We start from the raw sequence: 25513 nt of genomic DNA on the forward strand, positions 1-25513 counted from the left end.
CTTCTTTTGCTTTCCGCCGACGATCGGTTACAATGTCTACGAAGGCAGGTGTTATCGGTGAGAAAGCGGTTAAAAGTTGCGATGCTTCTGTTGCTTTGCTTGCTCGGCTTGCTGGCGGGCTGTGAATCGGCGGTGCAGCAGAAAGCGGACCGGCCCCGTGAACGGGCTGAAGAAACGCTCCCCCAAACGGCGTCCGATACAGCGGGGAACGGCCGGCCGATTGTGCTTGGCTTTTCCCAATTGGGCACGGAAAGCACATGGCGTCTTGCAAATACGCGCTCCATTCAGGAGGCGGCGCAGGAGGCGGGCGTTACGCTGCTGTTTGAGAATGCAGAGCAGTCTCAGGAAAAGCAGTTTGAAGCGATTCGTTCGTTTATCAAGCAGAAGGTCGATGTCATTGCCATTGCGCCTGTGATTGAGCAGGGGTGGGAGTCGATTTTGGAGGAGGTCAAGCGGGCCGGAATTCCGGTCATTATCGTGGATCGCTTGATGGAAATGTCGGACTCGTCGCTATACGTCACCTTTATCGGCTCGGACTTTTACGAGGAAGGCCGCAAGGCGGGCAAGTATGCGCTGGACAAAATGCTGGAAGGCCCGAAGCCGACAGGTATCGTGGAGCTGAAGGGGACGGAGGGGGCGACGCCTTCGATTGGCCGGGGCAACGGCTTCCGCGATATTATTCGGGCGAGACATGATTTAGTCATTCTGGAAAGCGCTTATGCCGACTTTACGCCCCGTCGCGGGAGAGAAGTCATGAAGCAATTTTTGGAAGCTCACGGCCGCGATATTCGTCTCGTATTCAGTCACAATGACGATATGGCGATCGGGGCTATTGAAGCGATTGAGCAATACGGGCTGCAGCCCGGAAAGGATATCGTGATCGTATCGGTGGACGGTACGCGCCACGCGCTGGAGAAGCTGATCGAGGGGAAGCTGAATTTGGTTGTGGAGTGCAGCCCGCTGCTCGGGCCTAATTTGATGCAGGCTGTGAAGGAAGTGATGGAGGGCCGTTCGCTGCCCAAGCGGATCGTGACCCGGGAGACGGTGTTCACCGAGGTGACGGCTGTCGAGGAGGTTAATAACCGATCTTATTAGCATGGAGATTGAAACGGAGTTCAGGGAGGCTGAAGCATCATGACGCTGGAAGAAAAGCTCGCAGAAATAAGGGAGAAGCATGCCTGTATGGTATGGGAGCCGGTCAACGCCCACAATGCGAAAGGGCTTGTGGCCAGCTTGAAAAACCGGCTGCTGCAGGAGCACCATTTGTCCGAGGACGACAACATTTCGTTTACGGCGTACGCGCTTGAAGCGAGTCACGTGCTTGTGCTCGTGGCCGATCAGCGGACAGGCAGCAAGGAAATGTTGAATATACCTTGAATTGGAATCGCTTTCATTTGGCGGAAACGATCGACAAGCCCGCTCTGGCATTAACCGAAGACGTAGGGGGAACACCCGATGAAGGAAGCTACGCAATTGCTGCGCATGCTGCTTCGCAAGCCCAGCCGGTCGTTAGGAACCAAATTGTTTGTTATTTTTTTTTCATTCGTCAGCTTGTCCGCAGCCTCGCTCGGGCTGTATGCGTACGAAACGGCCAAAGAGGCGATGATCGGACAGATGAAGCAAAGCTCGCGCGATTCGATCATCCTTGCGGGCGAGAAGCTGGATATGAAGCAGCAGTTTTACATTGAGCTGTCCAATCAATTGATTCATAACAGCAGCTTTACCGAAAATTTGTTTCACCTGTCCAATGACAGCTTGCGTGAGGATGAGCGAAGCAAGCGGGTCGCGGAGCTGCAAGGGATGATGGATCAGGTGGCGTTGTCGGACCCGGACATCCGCAATATTACCTTGTTCCCTTTGGAGGACGCGCTGCATCCGAATCCGATCAGCACCGAACGCGAGGGAGTCAAGCCGCAGAGCGGGCAGGCCTGGATGGAGACGATCCGCCAGGCGGGAGGCAAAGCGGTTTGGTTGCCCGTCGCTGCCAGCGGGTATGCGATGGAATCGCCCAAGCCCTTGTTTGCCTTCGGCAGACTGCTCGGCAAAAGCAACGTTGGCTCCGATGATTTCGTGCTGCTCGTCCAGGTCGAGGCAACGGTGCTGGAGCGGATGACCGGCGGACTGGAGCTGAGCGAGCATGGGCAAACGGCGCTGCTGTCGCCGGCGGGCGAGCCGATCGTTGGCGCGGCCGGCCAGACCATCGCTCAGCGGGTGCTGGCCGCCATCGCGGAGCAGCCTTCCGGCAGCCTGATTTTGCCGGACAGCCCGGACGGCGAGTGGCTGGCGGCGTTCCGCCGATCGGATGTAAGCGGCTGGACGCTGGCGGGCGCGGCTCCCTTGTCGGAGCTGACCGGCTCGGTGCTGCGCATTCAAACGACGACGTATGCGTTTATTTTCGGCAATATGCTGATCGCGCTGGTTATCGGCCTGTGGATCGTCTGGCTGACCGGCAGGCCGTTAGCGCGCATGCAGGAGCTGATGAGAGAGGCGGCAAACGGCAATTTGACGGGTCGGCTTCCGCTTGACGGCCGACAGGACGAGATCGGTCAGGTCGGCGGCGCTTACAACCAGATGATGGATAGCATCGGGCGGCTCATCAGGGAGGTTCGCGGCTCGGTGCTGGAGGTAGCCGGGTCTAGCAGCCGGATGCTGGAGGCAGCCGGGGAAACGGCGTCATCCGTTCAGGAAATTCGTTCAGCGACCGATCATATCGCCCGCGGGTCGTCTTATCTGGCTCAAAGCTCGGAGGAAGGCCTTACGCAAACGGCTCGCATCGCAAGCCGGTTATCCGAGGCCGTGGCGCTGCAGGACGAAACGGCCGGCTCTGCGCGTGAGGTTGACCGGGCGTGCGGGCAAGGGGGTGACGCCGTCGAACGGCTGATGCGCAAAACGGCGAGCACGGAAGCGTATTTCGAAGGCTTGGCGGACAACATTGTGCAGCTCCAGGAGCGGGCTTACTCCATCGAAACCTTTCTCAAGCTTATGACGGATTTGGCGAAGCAGACGAAAATTTTGTCGCTGAACGCTTCCATTGAAGCGTCCAGGGCCGGACTGCAGGGAGCCGGCTTCAAGGTGATTTCCGATGAGGTCCGTTTGCTTGCTGACCGTTCCCATGCCTCCATCGGGCAAGTCGGTCTATTGACCACGGCTATACAGGAAGAAGTGGAAGCAACCGTTGTGGCGATGAAGCAGGTCATTCCTTTTTTCCAGGATGTGATTCGGGAGGTTCATGACGTGCGTCATGTGTTCGCCCATATTGAGCAGCAGATGGGTGAGCTTTTGCGGAAATCAGGGGCTGTTACGGAGGCGTTGGCCCAACTGGACGGCGTGCAGTATGCGCTAGGCCGAACGATGGGAGACGTGACGGCCGTTGCACAGCAATCCTTGGCAGCTGCGGAGCAAACCACCCTGCTGTCCGGCGCGCAGTATGTGATCGGCCAGCAGCTGATGGATCTGTCCCACTGCATGAATGAGATTTCCCAGCAGCTGGAGGAACATGTGAGCCGCTTCCAGATTGCCTGATTGCGGGACAAAGGCGGACAAAAAAAGATGACAAACGCAATAAAAAAACAAACCATTGGCAGAGGCCGCGCGCGGAAGCTAAAAATATTCCAAGAAAGTGGAGAGGTTACTCCGTTTGAATTGCGCTGTAAGCGTTTTATACTTAACTCCATGAAGCGCATTCTCGCCAGACGATAAAAAAGGGAGTTGGTTTAATTGAAATCCAGATTAGTGTTACTCAGCCTGCTTGTGCTTCTATCTTGCGTCTGGTCGCCGTCTGCGAGCGTTGCAGCGGACGACAGCCCGTCCTTTCGCTTACTGCTCTCCAATGACCGTCCGGTCGTCGGAGACGAGGTGAAGGTGGAGGTGACGGCGCAGCATGTGCAGGATGTATTCGCCTTTGAGCTGAATGTTGCCTTTAACCCCGACCTGTGGGAAACGAGTGATCCCGCTGCGTCGATCCGGTTTCAGCCGGAGCTTGTCGGCTTCGGGGCGAGCGTGAATCCGGAGCTGTGGAGCAGCGGTCATCTGCGGGTGATTTTCACCAAGCTTGGCCGGGCTGCCGGAGAAAGCGGAAACGTGTCGCTCGGCACCATTCGCCTGAAGTCCAAAAAGTCAGGGTCAGACACACTGACGCTCGAACAGATCAAGATTGGGCAGTCCAGCGATACATGGAGCGACTATGCGCCCAAGGTACAAGCGGCGCTTGTCATTCAGCCGAAGCCGACCGATTCGGGCGGAGGCACGGACGGCGGAAGTTCCGGAGAGCCGGGCACAGGCGCTCCTGGCAGCGGCGCAGGTACGGGCACAGGCACTGGCCAGCCGGGAAGCCAGCCGTCAGCGCCGTCCACGGCCAAGGTGGAGCTGACGGCTGCGCCGGATGCAAGCGGCACAGCTCAGGCGAAGGTTGACGCGGGCAAGCTGCAAACGGCGATTGAGCAGGCGCAGCAGGGTATGCTGACCATTGAGGTGCGGCCGGAAGCGGGAACGAAGCGGGTACTCGTCGATGTGCCGACGGAGCAGCTTCGGACTACGCAGGCGCAGCATGTTCGTACAATCGAGATTCAAACGGGTCTTGCGACCGTTTCGTTGCAGCGGGACTTGCTCGGGCCGGAAAATGCGGCATCGTCCAGCCTCCAGTTGTCCGTCTCGCAGGTCGACCCGTCCGGCTTGCCTCAGGAAGTTAGGGAGCAGCTGGGCGACAGCCCGGTTATCTACGACTTTGAGCTGGCGGTGGATGGAAAAAGCCAGCGCACCTTTGACAGAAAGCAAATCACGGTCAAAGTACCGTACACGCTGCAGGCCGGCCAGGCTCCGGGCAAAGCGATCGTCTACTACATTGCGGAAGACGGCAGTCTGCAAGTCGTGAAAAGCAGCAAATATAATGCGGCGGACGGCACGCTGACCTTCAGCCCGCTGCATTTCAGCAAGTACGCTCCGGGTTATGCCCAAGTATCCTTTGCCGACCTGGCGGACGCGGACTGGGCTGGCCCGTACATCGAGGCGCTGGCGGCGCGGGATGCGGTTCACGGAATCGGCGGCGGCTTGTTCGACCCGAACGGAGCGATTACCCGGGCGCAATTTGTTACCATGCTCGTCAATCTGTTCGATCTCTCCGACGCTGGCGCCGCAAGCTCCCTGGCGGACGTAGACAGCCAAGCGTGGTATTACGGTCCGGTTGCGTCGGCTCAAAAGCTCGGAATTGTGGAAGGAAAGGCGGACGGGACATTTGGCGTCAACGATCGGATCAGCAGACAGGATATGGCTGTGATGATGCATCGGACGGCGAAGCTGCTCGGCATCGAGTGGAAAACGACGGGCGCGCCGGTCAAGTTCGAGGATGAAGCGGCGATTGCGGCTTATGCGTCGCAAGCGGTATCCGTGCTGCAGCAAGCGGGCATTGTCAACGGCGTAAGCGACGGCCTCTTCGCCCCGCAAGGCTCGTCGACCCGGGCGCAGGCGGCAGCCATGCTGTACCGCATTCACGAGAAGCAATAACATTCCAACATCAGGAGGGCGTTATGAGACGATATGTTCATCTGTTATTAGCTTTGCTCGTCGCTTTGGGCAGCCTCGCGGGCATTACGCCACGCATATCCTATGCGGCCGGTCAGGATACCGGGGCAGGCTCAGACGGGTCGGTGACCCAATCCGTGTATGAGGCCGTCTATGCAAGCGCTGCGCTGGTGCTCCGCTACGACATGAAGACGACGGCGACGGCCGCCGGGGAAATTAGCATCAAGGACGTCTCCGGCAACGCGCAATTCGACGGCAAGCTGAAAAACGCCGCCAACGGTCAGTTGGTAAGCAATGCGGAGGTTGGCTTCGCGGGCTTCAACGGCGGGGCTACCGCCGCCAACAGCGCGTACATCGAAATTCCGAAAAGCCGGAGCGGAGCCGACGTGCTCACCGGGTTGAACGAAGCGACGGTATCTACCCTGGTCAATTGGGACGATGACGGCGAGAACCGCTGGATTTTTGGCTTCGGGATGGTTCACAGCAATATTGAGACCGGCAACAAATATTTTTTCGCAACTCCGCGCCACGGCGTCAATAATTCGACAAGACCGATCGCGGCCGGCATTTCCAAGGCAGGCTGGCGCAATGAAGCGCTGGTGACGGGACCGTCTACGCTGCCGCCGGGCAAGTGGAAGCTTGTTACGGTCACGTTTTCCGAGGCAAGCAACACGATTACGATTTATGTGGACGGGGCCAAGGTAACGTCTGGCGCGGCCAAGGGCACGAAGCTGTCCGAGCTGATCGACGCGAGCGCCGGCTTCTCGGGATTTATCGGCAAATCCATCTTCCAGAACGACCCGTATCTGAAGGGCAAGGTTTCCGACTTCCGCTTCTATAACCGGGCGTTCAACGAGCAGGAGGTCGCCGCCCTGTATACCGAAGCGTCCGCTGCGATTCCGAAGCTGCAGCAGCTGACGATCGACCATGCGAAGGGCTCCCTTGAGCTGCAGGCTTATTTGGGAGCAGGCGACGCAAGCGCGCGTCAGGTGACGAAAAACTTGACACTGCCATCGAGTCTCGCGAACGGCGTCGCTGTAACCTGGAACTCCAGCAAGCCGACGGTGCTGGCCAATAACGGCAAAGTGACGCGGCCTGCGATCAGCGAGCCCGACGCCGACCTGGAGCTGACGGCCAGCCTGTCGTACGAGGGCTTGACGGCGCAGAAGGTGTTCCCGGTCACGGTGCTCAAGGAGTTTTCCGATGAAAGCGTGACCCAGTTCGATGTATCCAAGCTGACAATTCCGAATATGAGTAACATCAAGGGGAACGTCCGGTTGCCGTCTGCGGGAGCCAATGGCACCGCCATTACGTGGACGTCCAGCCACCCGGCCATTGTGTACGGCACGACGGAGGCCGCAGGACAGGCGTCGCGGCTCGGCAAGGTGGTTCGTCCGGCTGCCGACACGGTCGTCACGTTGACGGCGAAGGCGACGAAGGGAAGCGCTTCCGCGCAAAAGACGTTCGAGCTGACGGTCAAGAAGACGACGGGTCCGCTGACGTACGACGCTTATTTCTTCGCTTATTTTACAGGAGAGTATGAAGGCGGGGAGGAAATCTCCTTCGCTACAGCGCAGGACCCGTTGAAATGGAGAGCCTTGAACAACGGCAAATCGGTGCTGAAATCGACGCTCGGCGAGAAAGGCATCCGCGATCCGTTTATCATCCGTTCGCCGGAGGGCGACAAATTTTACTTGCTGGCGACCGATTTGAAGATGGGCGAAAGCACTAATTTTGATCAGGCGCAAATTACAGGCAGCCACTACATGATGATCTGGGAGTCGGATGACCTCGTCAACTGGAGCGAGCAGCGGATGGTCGAGGTAGCTCCGAAGAAGGGCGGCAATACGTGGGCTCCGGAAGCGTTCTACGACGAGCAGACCGGCGAGTATGTCGTGTTCTGGGCGTCTTCCATGAAAAAGGAGGACACGTACGGCAAATACGCAAACGGCCGTCCGTCCGGGCAGTATAACGTCATGTATTACGCGACGACGCGGGACTTCTACACGTTCTCCGAGCCGAAGGTGTATATCGACGAGGCGTTCCCGACGATTGATACGACGACGATCCAGCATAACGGCTCGATTTATCGCTTTACCAAATCGGAGATCAACTTCCGCCTGTATTACGAGAAGGCGAGCAGCATTTTCTACGACAAGGACGGCATTGCCGATAACGGCTTCCAGTTCGAGCCGATCGCCGGGACTCGCAATGGCAACCAGGGCTTGATCGGTCATGCAGGCAATAATGAAGGGCCGACTGTCTTCAAGGATTTGCACGAAAACAAATGGTATATGTTCCTCGATTCATGGCCGTATCACGTCCGGGTATCGACGAATCTGGATGACGGGGAGCAGTTCAAAAACAACCTGCTGCCAGCTTCCTCCTATGCGCTGCCTCCGGGCCCGCGCCACGGCACGGTTATCCCGATTACAAGCGCGGAATACGCGGCGCTGCAAACGAAGTATGGCGTTGCAGGACCTGCATCATCGGACGCTCCTGTCGTTCACTATACGTTCGACACGCAGGATGTGAGCGGCACGACGGTCAAGGACGTATCGGGCAATGGCTACGATGCTCAATTGAAGGGCGGCGCGCAGCTTAAAACCGAGGATAAGGTAGGTAAAGCCGGCGCTTCGGTGGAGCTGGACGGCTCGACCGGCTATGTGGAGCTGCCGCAAAATTTGATCCAAAAGCTGAACCTGGAGAAGATGACGCTTTCCACCTGGTTCAAGGCGGATCTGAACAAAGCGAACCAGCGGCTGCTCGATTTCTCCTCGCCGACAGGCCGCGCGGTGAATCGGAATACGATGTATGTCAGCACGCAGGGCGATACGGGCAGTCTGGAGTACGCATTGGTGACGCCGTTCACCGAGAAGTTTGCCAATGAAGCCTCGACGCTTGCTTCCGATTACAAATATGCGCTGCGCAGTAAAACACCGGATGCGAAGGCGTGGCATCATGTGGCGATTACGCTGGATGGATTTGACGCGATTTTGTATGTGGACGGCGTAGAAGCCGCCAGAAGCTCGACCTTCAATGTTGAGCCGAGAATGCTGCTGAACACGTCGCTCAACTATATCGGGAAGTCGTGGAACTCAGCGCATAGCTTGTTCGACGGGAAAATCGACGATTTCCGGATTTACAATCGGGCGCTGGGCGCAGCGGATGTTGCGGCGTTGGCCGATGAAACGGTGCCGCCGCCGGACGTTACCGAGCCGACGCAGGCGAATCTGATTTTGCATTACGATATGAAAAATGTGGAAGGAACGACCCTCAAGGATTCGAAGGGCTCGTTCAACGGCACTTGGGTCAATCCGGGCAACGCAGCGCTGCTGCAGCATGGGGAAGTCGGCGCGCTGAGTTTTGGCGGCGGAACGACCAGCTCTTATGTCGAAATTCCGGCAGGCGTGCTGAACGGCTTAACGGACGTTACCGTCTCCTCGCTGGTCAACTGGAAGGGCGCCAATACGAATGAATGGATCGTTGCGCTCGGGCAGGACAGCAACAAATATTTGTTCGTGACGCCGCGAGGCGGCAGCGGGATCACCCGGACCGGACTTGGGGTCACGAGCTGGAATAATGAAGCGGGCGCTGACGCAACCGCAGCTTTGAAGACCAATGAATGGAAGCTTGTGACAGCCGTCGTTTCAGGCAGCGAGCAGAAAATTACGTATTACCTGGATGGCGTGGAGGTCGGCAGCGGCTCGACCAAAGGGTACACGCTGGCGCAAATTCATAACGGAACCGGACGCAGCGGGTATCTTGGACGTTCGTTCTACGGAACCGACCCGTATTTTGGCGGCATGATCGCCGATTTCCAGGTGTACAACGGCGCGCTCACGAGCGCTCAGGTCAGTACGCTCAAGCAGGCGGCTGACGCCAAAATCGGCAAGCTGAACGAGCTGCTGCTGGCCCAGGCGGCCAATAAGCTGGATTATGCGGATTTCATCGGAGCAAATTCAAGCAAGGACAGCATCAAGACGAAGCTTGCGCTGCCTGCGGTCAAGGACGGAGCAGCGATTACGTGGAAGTCGCAGGACGAAGCGGTCATTACGAGCCAAGGGGTCGTGACGCGTCCGGCGTACGAGCAAGGAGACCGGACGGTTGTGCTGACGGCGACCTTGAGCGACGGGACACGCACGATCGACAAGACGTTTACGGTCGTCGTCGCGCGCAAGCCTAAGGATTCGGATGCGGTGCTGTGGGATGCCCAGGCGCTGTCCGTGCATAATGTTCACGATGTGCGCGGCAATTTGACGCTGCCGGGCTCCGGGGCGAACGGCTCGACCATTACGTGGACTTCCGAGCAGCCGGGCGTCATTACGGCCAGCGGAGTCGTATCCAGACCGGCAAACGGCAGCGGCGACAAGCAGGTGAAGCTGACGGCTACGCTGACGCTGAATCAGGTTTCGCTGACGAAGGGCTTCACGGCGACGGTGCGCGAGCTGCCGAAGGCCGAATCGTACCAGGGCTATGCGTTCACCTATTTCACCGGGGAAGGGACAGCGAACGGCGAGCAAATTTACTTTGCACTGAGCCAGGGCAATGATCCGCTGCGCTGGCAGGAGCTGAACGGCGGCAATCCGGCGATCACCTCCAATTTGGGTGAAGCGGGGCTGCGCGATCCGTTTATCATCCGCTCGCCGGAAGGGGATAAATTTTACCTGATCGCCACCGATCTCAAAATTTACGGCAATGGCAACTGGGGCCGGGCGCAGCAGAGCGGAAGCCGCTCGATTATGGTGTGGGAATCGACGGATCTGGTCAACTGGTCGGAGCAGCGGATGGCTGAGGTTTCGCCGCCTGAAGCGGGCAATACATGGGCTCCTGAGGTCATTTACGACAAGCAGCGCGGTGAATATGTCGTCTTCTGGGCATCCAAGATGTTTGCGGACGCTACAAGAACCGGCAATGGCTACCAGCAGATGATTTATGTGACGACGCGTGATTTCCATACCTTCTCGCAGCCTGCGGTGTACATGGACTACGGCTATTCGATTATTGATACGACCATGATCGAGCATGAAGGGAAAATTTATCGGATTACGAAGGATGAGCGAAATAACACGACGTCCTCGCCTAACGGAAAGTTTTTGTTCCAGGAGGTCGGCGACTCGGTGCTTGCCCCGAACTTCACGATGATCAAGGAAGGAATCGGCAAGGGCTCACTGGGCGCAGGGGAAGGTCCGACGATTTTCAAATCCAATGTGGAAAACAAATGGTATTTGTTTATTGACGAATTTGGCGGTCGCGGATATGTGCCGTTTGAGACGACAAATCTCGCTGGCGGCGAATGGACGATGTCCGCTAATTACCAGCTTCCGTCGAAGCCGCGCCACGGTACAGTTATTCCCGTGACGCAGACGGAGTACGCGAAGCTGCTGACGACGGTACCGCGTGTGCAAGCTCCGGGCCAAGGAGTGCGTGTGACGGGCGTCACGCTGGACGCTTCCCAGGCAACGCTGAAGGCCGGGGAGCGCAAGCAGCTCACTGCAGCCGTAGCGCCGGCCAACGCCTCCAATAAGGCTGTCATCTGGAGCAGCAGCAACGAGCAGGTAGCGGTCGTCGATGCCGCCGGTCAAGTGACTGCGCTGACGGCAGGCAAGGCTTCCATCAGTGCCGCTACGGCGGATGGCGCTTTCCTCGCCGTCGCGGAGCTGATCGTAGGCGGGGCCGATTCGAGCACGCTGCTTGAGCTGATCGCTCAGGCGGAGAAGGCTGTGGGCGAGGCGAAGGTCAGCCCGACGCGCTGGGGCCATTACCCGCAATCCGCGGTGGATGCGCTGCAAGCGGCTGTAGCCAAAGCCAAGACGGCAGCAGGCCAGCCGACACCGACGCCGGAGCAGCTGGCAGCGGCAGCGGAGCAGCTCGGAAGCGCGCTGCAAACGTTCCGAGGCTCGGCGAACACGACAGCCAGCATCGGCGATTTGGGGATCATGGCCGCCAACTACGGGGCAACGTCCGCGCAGGCAAACTGGTCTGAGCTGGCGTTGTACGATATCAACAAGGACGGCAAGCTTGATTTGCCGGATCTGTCGGCCTTGGCGAAATGGATTATCGAATAAGTCCGGATGTAAGCTGTAAATCTACGTAAACGTCCGCCCAAGGGCAGTCGCAAGCTCATCGCCGATGACGAAGCGGCTGCCCTTGATTTGCGGCGAAAAGCGGTAGGAACGCTTGGAAATCGACAACGAATGAAAGCGCTTAACAAATGAGCGACGGATGCTAATGAAAGGGAGGTTGAAGCAAAGATGAAGAAAAAAGGGTTGCTAAGCACGCTGCTTGCCGCAAGCTTGTGCCTCGGCTCGTTCGCACTTCCGGCGTCGCCTGCGCAAGCGGAAGCCGTGCCGAACCTGAAGCTGTGGTACCAGTTCGACGAGGCAAGCGGGTCAACCGTTACCGACAAGTCAGGGAATGGGCGAAATGGTACGCTGGCCGGCGGAGCCGCACGTACGGAGGGGGTAAACGGCAGCGCTGCCGTGGCGTTGGCGGGCAATAATACGTCTTACGTCACATTGCCGGACGGCGTACTCAATGGCTCAACGGATTTGACGGTTTCGTCCTTTGTCAACGTCGATCCTGCCAATGGAAACAACACCTGGCTGTATGCGCTGGGCAACAGCAGCTCGGCGGGTTACTTGTTCCTGACGCCGGTCGGGGGCGGCGCGACGACACGCTTCGCGCTGACGAAAACGGATTACACCGGGGAACAGGCGGTCGTACGCTCCGCCGCAGTAGCCAAGGGGGTCTGGAAGCATCTCGTGACCGTGTTCTCCGGCAGTACGGGAACGATGACCTTGTACGAGAATGGCACGGCAATCGCAACGAGGTCGGATGTAACGCTGCGTCTTGCAGACCTGGGCAGTGCTACGAAGGGATACATCGGCCGCTCGTTATACGGGGCTGACCCTTATTTCAAGGGAAAGGTCAGCGACTTCCGCATTTATGACAAGGCGCTGTCTGCTTCCGAGGTAACCGGTCTGGCGGCGCAGTTCGATACGGAGGCCGTGGCGAAGGATCGGGAGGCGCTCAGTCTGGGAGATACAAGCGCGGTCACGTCCCAGCTGACGCTCCCCGCCGCAGGCGCGATGGGCTCGACCATCGGCTGGGCGTCCAGCAATGAATCCGTAGTCGCACGCACCGGAGCGGTTCACCGTCCGTCCAGCAGTCAGGGCAATCAGACGGTCACCTTGACGGCGACGATTGCCAGAGGGACTCAGCAGGCGACGAAAACGTTTACCGTGACGGTGCTCAGCAAGCCAGATGATCAAGCTTCCGTGCAGGAGGCGCAGCAAGCGCTGACCGTCCAGAACATCGGAGCGGTGCGCGGCCATTTATATTTGCCGGCCGCCGGATTGCAGGATACGGTCATTACTTGGAGCTCCGACAAGCCTGCCGTAATCACGGAGACGGGCGTCGTGCGCCGTCCTACCCACGGTCAGGGCAATCAGGCAGTGACGCTCACGGCGGAAGTTCGGAAAAACGCCGCTTCGGTGACCAAGACGTTCCAGGCCGTTGTTCTGGAGCTGCCGAAGGCGGAAGAGCTGTCGGGGTATGTGTTCCCTTATTTCACAGGGGAAGGCACCAGCAACGGCGAGCAAATTTATTTCGCGCTAAGCAAAGGCAATGATCCGCTGCGGTTCCACGAACTGAACGGGGGCAAGCCGGTCATCACCTCGAAGCTGGGCGAGCAGGGGCTGCGCGATCCGTTTATTATCCGTTCGCCGGAGGGCGACAAGTTTTATATGCTGGCGACCGATCTGAAAATTTACGGCAACGGGGACTGGGACCGCTCCCAGCGGAACGGGAGCCGCTCGCTGATGATTTGGGAGTCTACCGATCTCATTCATTGGTCCGATCAGCGCATGGTGGAAATTGCTCCGCCGGAAGCGGGCAACACGTGGGCGCCTGAGGCGTTCTACGATGAAACGACAGGCGAATACGTCGTGTTCTGGTCGTCCAAGATTTACCCGGACGCGAGCCACACGGGCAATACGTACCTGAAAATGATGTATGCGACAACACGTGATTTTTACCACTTTTCGGAGCCCAAGGTGTATGTCGATCTGAATGGCACGCCGCTGCTTGATACGACGATGATCAAGCACGACGGCCGCATTCACCGGATTTCCAAAGCAACCAATATTATTCATGAGGTCGGCTCCTCCGTGCTGGCGACCGACTTCAAGATGGTCAAATCGGGCGTCGAGGTCGGCAAGCTGCAGCAAGGGGAAGGCCCGACCGTGTTCAAGTCGAACACCGAGGAAAAATGGTATCTCTTCATTGACGAATACGGTTTGAGAGGTTACGTTCCGCTTGAAACGACCGACCTGAACTCAGGCAACTGGACGGTATCGCCAAGCTATGATTTGCCGAAAAGCCCCCGTCACGGGACGGTGCTGCCGATCAAGAAATCGGAATATGAGGCGCTGTACCAGCATTATATCGGGGCGCCGCCTGTCACAGGCGTTACGCTCAGCCAGAGCTACATGACGCTCGCCCCAGGAGGAGAGAAGCAGCTGACGGCAACAGTTGCTCCGGATACGGCCCAGAACCGGCAGGTCGTGTGGACGTCCGATGCCGAAGGCATAGCGACGGTCGGGACGGATGGCGTCGTGCGGGCCATTTCGCCGGGGACGGCAAACGTGACGGTCAAAACCGTGGACGGCGGCTTCACCGCCTCCGCGCGCGTTAACGTCATGGAGACGACAAGCGAGTCCGGACTGCTGCTGTGGTACAAATTCGACGAAGCGTCCGGCGCCCAGGCGATTGATTACTCGGGGCGCGGCAATGATGGGACTTATGGCAACACGCCGGCCTTCGGCACAGGAATGTCGGGACGCTCGCTGCAGCTGGCAGGCGGCTCCGGCTCGTCCGCAGCGCCGTATGTGAAGCTCCCCGGCGGGCTGATGAAGGGCAACGACAGCTTGACGATTTCAACCTTCGTGAAGTGGAACGGCGGAGCGGCGAATCAATGGCTGTTCACGCTCGGACAGGACAGCAATCGGTATTTGTTCGCGAATCCGCAGGGCAAGTCGGCCATAACGACCGGCAGCTGGCAGGCGGAGCAGGGCTTCTCCTCGTCGCGCGCGCTGCCGACAGGGACGTGGAAGCATGTGGCGGTCGTGATCAATGCCGCAGACCAGTCGGCCACCCTTTATGTGGATGGGATTAAGGCGGGGCGCAATGCGAACATCACGATCAAGCCGTCCGAGCTGCACAACGCCGCCCTCGATTATTCGGGTTATATCGGCAAATCATTTTATGGCGTCGATCCGTATCTGAGCGGCGAGGTGGACGACTTCCGCATTTACGACCGCGCGCTTTCCCAAGCGGACATTGCGCGGCTTGCAGGCAACACGACCTCGGTGCTTGACGTGCAGGCTGAGCAGCTGAGCGCAGCAGCGATTGTAAATGAGGACAGCTCCAAGGTGCTGCTGATGGTCAAGCCGGACGCCGATCTCGCCAAGCTGGCGCCGAGCTTTGTTTTGCCGCCTGGCTCGGTCATCCAGCCTGGCTCTGGAGTCGTGCAAAACTTCACCAGCCCGGTCACGTACACGATTACCGGCGCGGACGGAGCGAAGCGAACGTGGATCGTGGAAGCGAAGCGCAAGCGCAGTCCGGTTTTGCCGGGCTTGTATGCCGATCCGAATATTGCGGTGTTCGGCAACAAGTTTTACCTGTATCCGACGACGGACGGCTTTCCCGGCTGGTCCGGCACGCAGTTCAAAGCCTTTTCTTCGGATAATCTGGTCGATTGGACGGATCACGGGGTGATTCTCGACCTGCCGAAGGATACCGTCTGGGCGCCGGGCAACGCTTGGGCGCCTGCGGCAGCGGAGAAAAACGGCCGTTATTACTTCTACTTCAGCGGAGCGCAAAATATTGGCGTGGCGGTGGCGGATTCGCCAGCAGGCCCGTTTGCCGATCCGCTGGGCAAGCCGCTTGTCGCCAAGGGACAATACAGCGGACAGATGATCGACCCGGCCGTCTTTACCGATGACGACGGACAGTCCTACCTGTATTTCGGCAACGGCCGGGGATATGTGGCGAAGCTGAACGACGATATGATCTCGTTGAACGGCACAGCCAAGGATATTACCCCGAGCGGGTTCCGCGAAGGCTTCTTCGTCTTCAAGCGGGCGGGCAAATATTACCTCATGTGGTCTGAGAACGATACGCGCGAGGAGGATTACCGTGTTGCCTATGCAATCGGCGATTCGCCGCTGGGGCCGTTTGTGAATCAGGGAATTATTTTGGAAAAGGATTTGTCGCTCGGCATCAAAGGCCCCGGCCACCATTCGGTCGTGCAGGTGCCGGGGAAAGATGACTATTACATCGTCTATCATCGGTTTGCGATTCCGAACGGGGACGGCATGAATCGGGAAGTGACGATAGATAAGCTGGAGTTTCAGGCTGACGGCCTGCTGCGGAAGGTCGTGCCGACGCTGGAAAGCATCGAGCCGGTCACGATTCCCGGCAGCGGTCAGCAGCCGGCTGCTGCGCTTGGCGGCGTCGATGCGATTCGAAGCGGACAGCCGTTTGCCCTGACCTACGGCCTGACTGGAGCACCGGGCAACATTTATGCGCAGGAGCTGCATCTCGCCTATGATCCGGAGCAGGTCGAGTTTGCGGGGGCCGAGTCGCTGTCGGGCAGCCTGCATGTGTTGGCGGTGTCCGATCCGGCTGCTTCTCCAGGCAAGATCAAGCTGATCGCAGCCAGTGTGACGGGTAGCACCGGCAGCCTCGACGAGCTGATCCGGCTCAAGTGGGTCGCCAAATCGGCGGCGCCTGCAACGGCTGCGATCCGCTTGTCCAAAATTGTGCTGGCCAATAACCGTGGCGAGGAGCTTGAGCTGGCTGGCGTCACTCGTCAAGTGGCCATTCAGGTGCTGGACCGCTCTGCGCTTGAAGCGCTGATCAAGCAGGCGCGTTCCAAGCACGAACAGGCGGTGGAAGGGACGCGCGAAGGCGAATACAGGCCGGGAGCCAAAGCGCAGCTGCTGGCTGCCGTGGAGCGCGCCCTGGCGGCCGTCGGCGATTCGGGCGCCGGCGAGCAGCAGCTTGCAGAGGCTGCGGCTGAGCTGAGTGCAGCGCTGCAGCAGTTCGAGGCGGCCCGAAACGTGGCGAAGCCGGGCGATCTGAACGGGGACGGCGTGTTAACCGTCGGCGATCTTTCGCTGATTGTGGCTCGTTACGGCATAACGTCCGCAAGCCCGGATTGGCCTTTGTATGCGAAGGCTGACATCAACCAGGATGGAAAAATTGACATTGTTGATTTGTCGGGTATTGCCCGCTGGATCGTAGATTAGTTCAGGCAGGCATCACACGTTTTCCGCATGATCTCAACCTCCACGATGACGTGGGGGTTGAAGTCGTTTTGTTGCAATTGGGCTAAAAATGATTTAAAATCGTATCAAATGATGTGATTTTATATCAAAAATTAAGCTCAGAGGGTTGATCATGAAAAAAGAAATGTCGCCGATCAAGCAGCTCCGGCTGAACGCCATCCTGGATGCGGCCACTTCGCTGCTCATCGAGAAGCCCGGCGCGTCTATGGCGGAAATTGCGGAGGGCGCTGCGATCGGCATCGCGACCTTGAACCGTTATGTCGAAAGCCGAGAGCAATTGATGGCTTACCTGGGGTTTCGGGCGATCGAGGTGGTCAGTGAAACGATGAACCGGCTTCCCTTGGATGAAGCGAGCTGCGAGGATTACATTCCGAAGCTGATCGAAGCTCTGATTCCGTTGGGGGATAAAGTTTATTTCCTCGCTCACGACGCTTCCGTGCATTACAACAAGGAAATTGAGCAAGCGGATCAAAGGCTGCGCGAGCCGTTGCATCAGGTCATCGGCTTGCTGCAGCAGCGAGGTTACTTTCGCTCGGGAGTCAGCAAGGAATGGGTGTTACATGTGCTTTATTCGCTGCTTTTCCTGACATGGCAGCAGGTTCAGGAAGGTCAACTGGCGAAAAATGCGGCGGCGCCGCTTGTGCTGGAAACCTTTTATTACGGATTTAAAAAGGAGAGGGACACATGATGATACGTAATGTGCTGGGCACCGTTCAAATTTCGCATGATGCCGTATCGAAGGTCATTGGCAAGGCGGTCGAAGCTACGAGCGGGATTGCGTCGATGTCCGCGGGGATGGTGGAAGGCTTGGCGAACATGCTCAGCGGCAAAACCTTGCAAAACGGCATTGAGATCAAGGATGTCGAATCCAGGCTGGACGTTAGTCTGACGATTGTCGTTCATTACGGGGCCCGCATCCATGAGGTCTGCCGCCAGCTGCAGCAAAATGTCAGAGAAGCGGTAGAAAGCATGACCGGCTTGTCCATTCATACGATTAATGTCAACGTGCAGGGGATAACCGGCAAATCCGTTTATCCAGGCTGATACGACGTATATCTGAACACAAGCATGCAGCCGGTCAGCGCGACCGGCTGCATGCTTGCTGCTGCGGGGAGACGCTGTTCGCCAACCGCGCTCGCTGCCGGGACGGCTGCCGTGCCAACCCCAGCTCCTACAAAAAATCCTCCGTTTGCTCCGCCTCCGTATAAATGGAAATCAGCACAAGCGCTACGTCATCGCCGATGTTTTTGACAAAATGCGGCGTACACGCATTCCAGGAAAAGGAATCCCCTTCGGCAAATTCGGCGCAATCCTCGCCTTGCTCGGCGTAAATCCTCCCTTTCAGCACCACATGTATTTCCTGTCCCTCATGCGCATGAGGCGCTTCGCCGGTCGATGCTCCCGGAGGGAATTCGACAAGTCGCAGCTTGGCGTTTTTTGTCGAGCTGAGGTGCTCCACCTTGAGCTGCTCGATGCCGCTGGTCGTCTGCTTTCTTTCCTCCTTGCGCACAATTTGCATCCGCTCCGCCTTTTTCAGCAGTAAATAAGCGAGCGGCACGTCCAATACTTCGGCGATCCGTTCCAGTGTCGAGATGGAGGGGGACGTTTTGTTGGTTTCGATCTGGCTTAGGAAGCCCTGGGACAGGCCGGTTGGTTCGCAGATTTGCGCAATGGTCAGCTTTTTTCGCTTGCGGATGGACCGTATGTTCGAGCCGATATCCACGGGTGCTCACACGCCTTTCACACTTAAATATTAGTAATAACAACTATAAATTAATATTAACAATCTTTCAATTGACAAATTAGCCGCAGCTGCTTTAAATTGTGTATATAGAAAAAACATTTCTATTACAAATATTTCAGGCGGTGATGCATACACTACAGGTGCATGCATACGCACGATGACCTGCAAGGGAGGCAGTCCGATGAATGCTGTTTACGCTTATGATATTCAACTGCCGGAGCCGCTCCAGCCGGGGCAAACGTATCCGGTTTTGTTTACGCTGCACGGGAAAGGCTCGAATGAACAAAACATGTCTAATCTCGTCGCGCCGCTCGGGTCCGAATTTATCAGGATTCATATCCGCGGCAACCTGCCGCTGGGCGCAGGCTACCAATATTATGAGCTGAAAAGCCTCGGCAATCCGATTCGCGAGCTATTCGATCAGGCGGTGCAGCAGCTGGAAGCCTTTATTCAGGAGGCGACGGACACGTATCCGATCGACCCGAACAGGCGGTATGTGCTGGGCTTCAGCCAAGGGGCGATTTTGGCGATGACGCTTGCGCTTACGATGGGCGATCAGCTCAAAGGAATTGTGGCGTTAAACGGGTACGTGCCTGAGTTTGTCAAGCATGAATACAAGCTGAAGCCTGCGGATGACACCGCGGTGTTTGTATCTCACGGCGAGTTCGATTCCGTCTTCCCGATCCGGATCGGACACGAAACGGCTGCCTACTGGCAGCAGATGACGCAGCGGCTGACGTTCCGGACGTACCCGACCGACCACGGCGTGTCGGAGAATAATCAGCGCGATATGCTGGCATGGCTGAAGCAGGATGCAGACAGCCGCCGTCATGCAGAACAGGAAAAGGAGGAGCTGCCGCAATGATACCCGCTTATTTTTTCGCGCACGGCGCGCCGTCGATCGTACTGGAGGATAATGGCTACACCGCTTTATTGAAGGATTTCAGCAAGCGCCACCCCAAGCCGAAGGCCATTGTGCTGTTTTCCGCGCATTGGGAGCAGCCTGTGCAAACGGTCAGCACGACAGAAGCTTACAGCACCATCTATGATTTTTCCGGATTTCAGCCGGAGCTGTACGAGATGACGTATCCGGCCCCGGGGGATCCGCAGCTTGCGTTGCAGGTCCATTCGCTGCTGACCAAGGCAGGCATTCCGTGCGAGGTGAACGGAGAGCGCGGGCTGGATCACGGCGCTTGGGCCGTGCTCAAGCTGATGTATCCGGACGCGGACCTTCCGGTCATTACGCTGTCTGTGAACCGTCATCTGACCAACGAGCAGCAGTATGCGATCGGTCGCTCGCTTGCGGAGCTGCGCGAGCAGGACATTTTGATTGCGGGCAGCGGCGGCACGGTGCACAACCTGCGCAGATTGAACTGGCAGACGCAGCAGGTTGACGCGTGGGCCGAATTATTCGATAATTGGCTGCAGGAAAAGCTGGAGACTTGGGATCTTCCCTCGCTGTTTCAATACAGGGAGCTTGCTCCGTATGCACAGGATGCGGTGCCGACCAACGAGCATTTTATCCCCTTGCTGCTGGCGATGGGCGCCGGAGATGCCCGGCGGCAAGCCAACTTGCTGCACCGCAGCCATCAATACGGAAATTTAAGCTTGAGCTGCTGGCAATTTACTTAACAGGTTAGAAGGCGAATGACATGAAAGCAGCTTTACCGGCTTCGACAGGCCGTATGTTTATCGGGTTACTTGCCCTTGTTTTTATCGCGCAGCAGATCACCCATTGGGCGCCGTTGTCGGCGGTGCTCGGCGGGCTGGCGCTGGTCACCATTTTGCTGCTGCTGCCCCAGCTGCAGGGGGTGTCCAGGTGGCTGACGGTTTTTTTCATGGTCGCCGGGGCGGCATTCCTGCTTACACAGCAGGCGCCGGCTGCTAATTGGTTGCAAGCGGCTGGCATGAACGCCACGCTTGTAACCTTGTTTGTGTTTGCCCCGTTGTTCGGTATTCCGGTCCGGCTGCCCGCTTACGTGGAGGCGCTGAAGCGTTTCTATGAAACAGGACTTCGCAATCGAACCGCCTTGTTCGCCGGCACGCAGGTGCTGACGCAATTGCTGGGCGGATTTATCAACGTCGGCTCGATTCCGGTTGTGTACCACCTTGTTTTTGTCAAGCCGAGATCGGCGAGGATGTCTTTATTGCTGGCGAATGCGATGAATCGCGGGTTCGGGGGAGCGATTGTCTGGTCGCCGTATTTTGCGGCGATGACGCTTGTGACCTCCGCGCTTTCCCTGGGCTGGTCCGCGCTGCTGCCTGACTTGATCGGCCTGGCGCTGCTTGGCTTGCTTGTCAGTGTCGCCGTGGAGTGGAGAGAGCTGCACCGCAAGCCGGACGGAGCGGCCCGTGCGGAAGCGGAGCAGGAGCAGGCGGCAGGCAGCGAGGCGGCAGCTGAACCGCAGAGTCCGGCGACGCACGCGCGGGCGGCTTTTCCGCTGGGACTGGGGCTGTATTTGCTGCTGGCAACGGCCGCTATTTTACTGCTGGAGCAGCTGGTCGACTGGCCGATGGTACTCATCACATGCCTCAGCGCGGTGCTGTTTCCGCTCGTCTGGTGCCTGGCCAAGGGCGCGCTGCCCGTGTTCCGGCAAGGACTGGCAAACCATGCGAACGTCACCTTGCCCGCGCTGCAAAAGGAAATTACGCTGTTTTTGGCGGCCGGCTTTTTCAGCGGCTCGATTAGCGCGACGGGATTTGGCGCCGTCATTCCGGGGCTGCTGAGCCAGCTGCCCTTGCCGCTTTCGTTGTCCTTCTCGCTGTTTACGATTGCTGTTATTGCCGCGACCTCGTTGATCGGGCTTCATCCCATTGTACTTATTACAATTTTGGTCACAAGCATTGATCCGGTTGCTGTGCACATCAGCCCTGTTTATTTTGCGGTGCTGCTGCTGGGCAGCTGGTCGCTGTCCAATCCGATCTCGCCGGCGTCAGCAGTCAACAACCTGCTGGCCGGCTTGTTCGACAAGCCGGTATTCGAGCTGGCGAAGCCGAATTATAAATTTGCGGCCGGCATGGCCGTGTTGCTGCTGGCATATCTGACCTTGCTTTAACAGGCATAAACCGAGCTGCGTTCAGGGAAAGGCATACCCTGAACGCTTTTTTAGTTCTCTGTTCACCATTAAATGATGCCGCAAATGGCAAAAGCAGCCGTCACAGCCGCCAAGAAATATGATAGGATAGAACAGAAAGTAGTCCAGACAGCGGCGTTCGAGCTGACAACATTGATCTTTCGGGGAGCCAGTGAGCCATTGAAAACGACATTTGCAGTACATTGGCACTACGGCGCGGCTACACATAGCGGCTGGCAGCGCGCCTTTAATGATGACCGCTCCTTGCTGCGCATGGGGCTGACGGAGCAAGGTCAGCCGTATGCCGTAGCGGCGCTGGCGGATGGGATGGGCGGTCTGGCCGACGGCGGAAAAGCGGCTGACGAGGCGCTGGACCGGCTGCGGGCCTGGCTGGAGGAGGAACTGCCGCAGCTGCTCGGGCAGCGGAACCGCTGGGACGCGCTGGAGTCGTCCGCGCTGCGGCAAATCGGCCGCATTCAGGAGGCGCTGCGCGGGCAAGGACGCAGCGCCGGACAGAGACAGGGAACAACGCTGACGCTGCTGGTGCTGGTCGATTCGGTATACTGGGTTTTCCATATCGGCGATTGCCGCGTGTACAGGCTGGGCCGCCGGAAGAGCCGCATCTCCCGGCTGACCCGGGATCATAGCTGGGTCGGGCGTCAGGTCAGGCTTGGGCTGATGTCTGCCGCTACGGCAGACCGGCATCCGAAGCGGCATGTGCTGCTCCGGTATCTCGGGATGGCGGGCCGGGTGCGGGTGGACGTCCGCTGCGGCATGTATGATCCGCTGACGTTATTTGTGTTGTCCAGCGACGGGCTGCATGGGCCGCTGACGGAAACGGTCATGTCGCAGCTGCTGCTGGAGGGCAACAACGGCAGCGGCGACGTGCAGACGATCTGCGACAGCTTGCTGTCCATGACGCTGGAAGGCGCTGCGCCCGATAACATCAGCGTCATCGCGCTGCGGCCGCGGGATCGGGGCCAGACAGGGTGGAGCCGCCTGCAGACGCGGCTTGCGTTGATCTCGCACCGGCTGCTCCGCCTGCGGCCGGCGCTGCCCGCCAGCCCGGCCGCAAAGCCGGGCGGGATGAAGAAATAAGCCTGCGCCCTGCGAGGCAAGCTTTGTATTCGGCTGTGCGGACGGGCAGCGACGCAGCTCTTTTTGCGTGCTCTCTGGATTCGCGCAGGCGGGAAATGCTATAATGAATTGTCAATCTTAGCGTAAGTAAGGAGAATCGGAACTTCCATGAGTTTGTTAACGGTTGAGGATTTGAGCCACAGCTTCGGCGGACGCGTGCTTTTCAAAAACGTTTCCTTCCGTTTGCTGCCTGGCGAGCATGTCGGTTTGGTCGGGGCGAACGGTGTCGGCAAGTCGACGCTGATGAACATTTTGACCGGCCAGCTGGTACGGGATTCGGGCAAGGTGGAATGGACGCCCAAGGTTCACTATGGATACTTGGACCAGCACACGAAGCTGACGCCCGGCAAGACGGTGCGCGAGGTGCTGCAGGATGCGTTCCTGCCGCTGTTTGAGCTGGAGAAGGAAATGAACGGGATTGCCGAGCAGATGGGCGACGCCGATCCGGATAAGCTGGAGAAGCTGCTGGAGGAGATGGGCGAAATTCAGGACCGTCTCGAAAACAGCGGATTTTATTTGCTGGATATCAAGGTGGAGGAGATGGCGAACGGTCTCGGGCTTGCTGCGGTCGGGCTGGACCGCGATGTCGCGCAGCTGTCCGGCGGACAGCGGACGAAGGTGCTGCTGGCGAAGCTGCTGCTGGAGCAGCCGACGGTGCTGCTGCTTGACGAGCCGACCAACTACCTCGATGTGGAGCATATCGACTGGCTGACCACCTATTTGCAAAACTATCCGTATGCGTTCATGCTGATCTCGCATGATACGGAATTTATGGATAAAGTCGTCAGCGTCGTCTACCATCTGGAATTTGCCAAGCTGACGCGCTACACGGCCAACTATGAGCGGTTCCTGCAAATGGCGGATATGAACAAGCAGCAGCATATCGACGCCTATGAGAAGCAGCAGGAATTTATCAAGAAGCAGGAAGATTTTATCCAGCGCAACAAGGCGCGGTATTCGACGTCCGGTCGGGCGAAGAGCCGCCAGAAGCAGCTGGAGCGCATCGAGCGCATTGATCGTCCGGAGGAGGCGATGAAGCCGACCTTCGGCTTCAAGGAAGCGCGGGCGAGCGGACGTCTCGTATTTGAAGGTAAGGATTTGGAGATCGGCTACGGGCATGCGCTGCTTCCTGCGATGAATGTAACGGTGGAGCGCGGTGATAAAATTGCGGTTGTCGGCTGCAACGGCGTCGGCAAATCCACGCTGCTCAAGACGATTCTTGGTCTGATTCCGGCGTACAGCGGGAAAACGTATCTCGGCGATTTCCTGTACCCTTCCTACTTCCAGCAGGAGGTCAAAGCGCCGAATTTGACGCCGATCGACGATGTATGGAATGAGTTTTCCCACATGAACCAGCATGAGGTGCGGGCGGCGCTCGCGCGCTGCGGGTTGAAAAACGAGCATATTACACGTCCGATCAGCAGTCTGAGCGGGGGCGAGCAGGCGAAGGTGCGGCTGTGCAAGCTGCAGATGCGCGAGAGCAACTGGATCGCCTTCGATGAGCCGACGAACCATCTGGACGTGGCGGCGAAGGACGAGCTGAAGCGCGCGTTGAGGGAATTTAAAGGAACCGTCATCCTTGTGTGCCACGAACCGGATTTCTACGAGGATTGGGTTACAAAGGTATGGAATGTCGAGGAATGGTCGATTGCCGCGGCAGGCAAATAACACAAGCGAGCCAAGGGAGCTGGAAGCGGATGCTGACTCATGTTGTATTTTTCAAATTAAAGGATCGCAGCCCGGAAGCGATTGAAGCGACAGCGGATGTGCTGCGCAATATGGAAGGCAAAATCGAGGTGCTGCGTCACATTGAGGTCGGGCTGGATGTGCTGCACTCGGAGCGTTCTTACGACATCGCCTTGATTACGCGGTTTGACTCGCTGGCGGACTTGTCCGTCTATGACAACCACCCGGTGCATGTCGAGGTTAAGGCTCATATGAAGCAGGTGCTGGACGGAACAAGTCTGGTGGTTGATTTCGAAAGCTGATGCAGCAGGAGAGGGCAGGGCTGATCCGCAGCTAACCTGCGGGTCAAGCTCCGCCTGACGGCCAGACAGCAAGACAACCAGGCGGCATAAGCCATTCGTCCGCCCAGGCGGCGCGTCCGGCCCCGCCGGTTCCCGGCTGTGGCGCCGTCTACCATAAAGCGGGCTTCATGACCATCAGGCCGAGCATCACAAACAGCACGAGCAAGTACAAATAAAGGGAACGGCTCAGCTTGCGCACAAGGGCAGCCCGGTCGTGGTCCGGCAGGCGAAAGCGGCGGATCGTGGGCGAAAACGCGCGGGCCATAAAGAGCAGCGACGCAAACAGCACGACAAAGGTGCCGAAAATCCAGGGCGTCGTCCACGGATAGCCGCCGATCCACATCAGCAGCAGGCCGGAGGCGACCAGAACGTGACCGGTATGCTTGGACAGACGCACGACAAATGAAAACGAGTCGAGGTACACGTCAAGCCGCTCACCCTCCGCTGTCCGCAGCTTGCGGAGCATAGGCATCAGCACGAAAAAAGGTCCGATGGACACCATCGCGCTGACTACGTGAATATAGACAAGCCAAGTATACATAAGTGCTGTGACCTCCAGAGGAAAATGGGCAGGTGAACAAGTGTAGCGGGCGGGCCGCATCCGCTCCGGCGCGAGCCGGGGCTGGCGGCTTGTCCCGCTGCACTGTTTGCATTTAAGCG

The 25513-nt window shown here is 58.1% G+C and carries 16 protein-coding genes; 14 read left to right on the forward strand and 2 right to left on the reverse strand.

Annotation, left to right across the window (positions count from 1 at the left end):
- Positions 1-57: 57 nt before the first annotated feature.
- From AC6ROY_RS10180 to AC6ROY_RS10215, 8 genes are all read left to right on the forward strand, one after another.
- Positions 58-1095, forward strand: a complete 1038-nt coding sequence (locus AC6ROY_RS10180) for an ABC transporter substrate-binding protein (protein WP_500100227.1) — start codon at positions 58-60, stop codon at positions 1093-1095.
- Positions 1096-1134: 39 nt separating this feature from the next.
- Positions 1135-1377: a hypothetical protein gene (locus tag AC6ROY_RS10185; RefSeq protein ID WP_500100228.1), complete on the forward strand. Its 243-nt coding sequence runs from the start codon at positions 1135-1137 to the stop codon at positions 1375-1377.
- A gap of 78 nt (positions 1378-1455) precedes the next feature.
- Positions 1456-3522, forward strand: a complete 2067-nt coding sequence (locus AC6ROY_RS10190) for a methyl-accepting chemotaxis protein (RefSeq protein WP_500100229.1) — start codon at positions 1456-1458, stop codon at positions 3520-3522.
- Positions 3523-3717: 195 nt separating this feature from the next.
- Complete coding sequence (locus tag AC6ROY_RS10195) at positions 3718-5499, forward strand: S-layer homology domain-containing protein (RefSeq protein WP_500100231.1); 1782 nt, start codon at positions 3718-3720, stop codon at positions 5497-5499.
- Positions 5500-5522: 23 nt separating this feature from the next.
- Positions 5523-11585: an immunoglobulin-like domain-containing protein gene (locus tag AC6ROY_RS10200; protein ID WP_500100233.1), complete on the forward strand. Its 6063-nt coding sequence runs from the start codon at positions 5523-5525 to the stop codon at positions 11583-11585.
- Positions 11586-11771: 186 nt separating this feature from the next.
- Positions 11772-16832: a family 43 glycosylhydrolase gene (locus tag AC6ROY_RS10205; RefSeq protein ID WP_500100234.1), complete on the forward strand. Its 5061-nt coding sequence runs from the start codon at positions 11772-11774 to the stop codon at positions 16830-16832.
- A gap of 151 nt (positions 16833-16983) precedes the next feature.
- Positions 16984-17559 (forward strand): TetR/AcrR family transcriptional regulator, encoded by a 576-nt coding sequence (locus AC6ROY_RS10210; RefSeq protein WP_500100235.1) that lies wholly within the window; start codon positions 16984-16986, stop codon positions 17557-17559.
- Positions 17556-17915 carry an Asp23/Gls24 family envelope stress response protein gene (locus tag AC6ROY_RS10215; protein WP_500100236.1) on the forward strand — a complete coding sequence of 120 codons (360 nt, stop codon included), beginning with the start codon at positions 17556-17558 and terminating at the stop codon, positions 17913-17915. The genes AC6ROY_RS10210 and AC6ROY_RS10215 overlap by 4 nt, the downstream gene beginning before the upstream one ends.
- 127 nt (positions 17916-18042) lie before the next feature.
- Here the strand turns inward: AC6ROY_RS10215 and AC6ROY_RS10220 are convergent, their stop codons facing one another.
- The gene (locus tag AC6ROY_RS10220; RefSeq protein ID WP_500100238.1) at positions 18043-18594 is read right to left on the reverse strand and encodes a helix-turn-helix domain-containing protein; all 552 of its coding nucleotides are present in this window, start codon (positions 18592-18594) and stop codon (positions 18043-18045) included.
- 202 nt (positions 18595-18796) lie between these two features.
- On the opposite strand from AC6ROY_RS10220, the gene AC6ROY_RS10225 reads away from it, so the two are divergent.
- The 6 genes from AC6ROY_RS10225 (at position 18797) to AC6ROY_RS10250 (ending at position 24814) form a co-directional block, all read left to right on the forward strand.
- Positions 18797-19480 carry an alpha/beta hydrolase gene (locus AC6ROY_RS10225; RefSeq protein WP_500100240.1) on the forward strand — a complete coding sequence of 228 codons (684 nt, stop codon included), beginning with the start codon at positions 18797-18799 and terminating at the stop codon, positions 19478-19480.
- The gene (locus AC6ROY_RS10230) at positions 19477-20247 is read left to right on the forward strand and encodes a DODA-type extradiol aromatic ring-opening family dioxygenase (protein ID WP_500100241.1); all 771 of its coding nucleotides are present in this window, start codon (positions 19477-19479) and stop codon (positions 20245-20247) included. The genes AC6ROY_RS10225 and AC6ROY_RS10230 overlap by 4 nt, the downstream gene beginning before the upstream one ends.
- Before the next feature lie 20 nt (positions 20248-20267).
- On the forward strand, positions 20268-21671 hold the full coding sequence (locus AC6ROY_RS10235) for a hypothetical protein (protein WP_500100242.1): 1404 nt from the start codon (positions 20268-20270) through the stop codon (positions 21669-21671).
- Positions 21672-21869: 198 nt separating this feature from the next.
- Positions 21870-22787 carry a PP2C family protein-serine/threonine phosphatase gene (locus AC6ROY_RS10240; protein WP_500100243.1) on the forward strand — a complete coding sequence of 306 codons (918 nt, stop codon included), beginning with the start codon at positions 21870-21872 and terminating at the stop codon, positions 22785-22787.
- Between the two features lie 147 nt (positions 22788-22934).
- Complete coding sequence (locus AC6ROY_RS10245; protein ID WP_500100244.1) at positions 22935-24494, forward strand: ABC-F family ATP-binding cassette domain-containing protein; 1560 nt, start codon at positions 22935-22937, stop codon at positions 24492-24494.
- A 29-nt stretch (positions 24495-24523) separates the two neighbouring features.
- Positions 24524-24814 carry a Dabb family protein gene (locus AC6ROY_RS10250; RefSeq protein ID WP_500100245.1) on the forward strand — a complete coding sequence of 97 codons (291 nt, stop codon included), beginning with the start codon at positions 24524-24526 and terminating at the stop codon, positions 24812-24814.
- 148 nt (positions 24815-24962) lie between these two features.
- On the opposite strand, the gene AC6ROY_RS10255 is transcribed toward AC6ROY_RS10250, so the two are convergent.
- The gene (locus tag AC6ROY_RS10255) at positions 24963-25394 is read right to left on the reverse strand and encodes a hypothetical protein (RefSeq protein ID WP_500100246.1); all 432 of its coding nucleotides are present in this window, start codon (positions 25392-25394) and stop codon (positions 24963-24965) included.
- Positions 25395-25513 lie beyond the last annotated feature (119 nt).

This window comes from Paenibacillus sp. sg306046, from assembly GCF_059821225.1.

What these genes read in the sequence shown, in the direction of transcription:
- AC6ROY_RS10245 (WP_500100244.1), top strand. Translation starts at nt 22,935, where the DNA reads ATGAGTTTGTTAACGGTTGAGGATTTGAGCCACAGCTTCGGCGGACGC.
- AC6ROY_RS10225 (WP_500100240.1), top strand. Translation starts at nt 18,797, where the DNA reads ATGAATGCTGTTTACGCTTATGATATTCAACTGCCGGAGCCGCTCCAG.
- AC6ROY_RS10255 (WP_500100246.1), bottom strand. Translation starts at nt 25,394, where the DNA reads ATGTATACTTGGCTTGTCTATATTCACGTAGTCAGCGCGATGGTGTCC.
- AC6ROY_RS10190 (WP_500100229.1), top strand. Translation starts at nt 1,456, where the DNA reads ATGAAGGAAGCTACGCAATTGCTGCGCATGCTGCTTCGCAAGCCCAGC.
- AC6ROY_RS10230 (WP_500100241.1), top strand. Translation starts at nt 19,477, where the DNA reads ATGATACCCGCTTATTTTTTCGCGCACGGCGCGCCGTCGATCGTACTG.
- AC6ROY_RS10205 (WP_500100234.1), top strand. Translation starts at nt 11,772, where the DNA reads ATGAAGAAAAAAGGGTTGCTAAGCACGCTGCTTGCCGCAAGCTTGTGC.
- AC6ROY_RS10210 (WP_500100235.1), top strand. Translation starts at nt 16,984, where the DNA reads ATGAAAAAAGAAATGTCGCCGATCAAGCAGCTCCGGCTGAACGCCATC.
- AC6ROY_RS10235 (WP_500100242.1), top strand. Translation starts at nt 20,268, where the DNA reads ATGAAAGCAGCTTTACCGGCTTCGACAGGCCGTATGTTTATCGGGTTA.
- AC6ROY_RS10215 (WP_500100236.1), top strand. Translation starts at nt 17,556, where the DNA reads ATGATGATACGTAATGTGCTGGGCACCGTTCAAATTTCGCATGATGCC.
- AC6ROY_RS10250 (WP_500100245.1), top strand. Translation starts at nt 24,524, where the DNA reads ATGCTGACTCATGTTGTATTTTTCAAATTAAAGGATCGCAGCCCGGAA.
- AC6ROY_RS10200 (WP_500100233.1), top strand. Translation starts at nt 5,523, where the DNA reads ATGAGACGATATGTTCATCTGTTATTAGCTTTGCTCGTCGCTTTGGGC.
- AC6ROY_RS10185 (WP_500100228.1), top strand. Translation starts at nt 1,135, where the DNA reads ATGACGCTGGAAGAAAAGCTCGCAGAAATAAGGGAGAAGCATGCCTGT.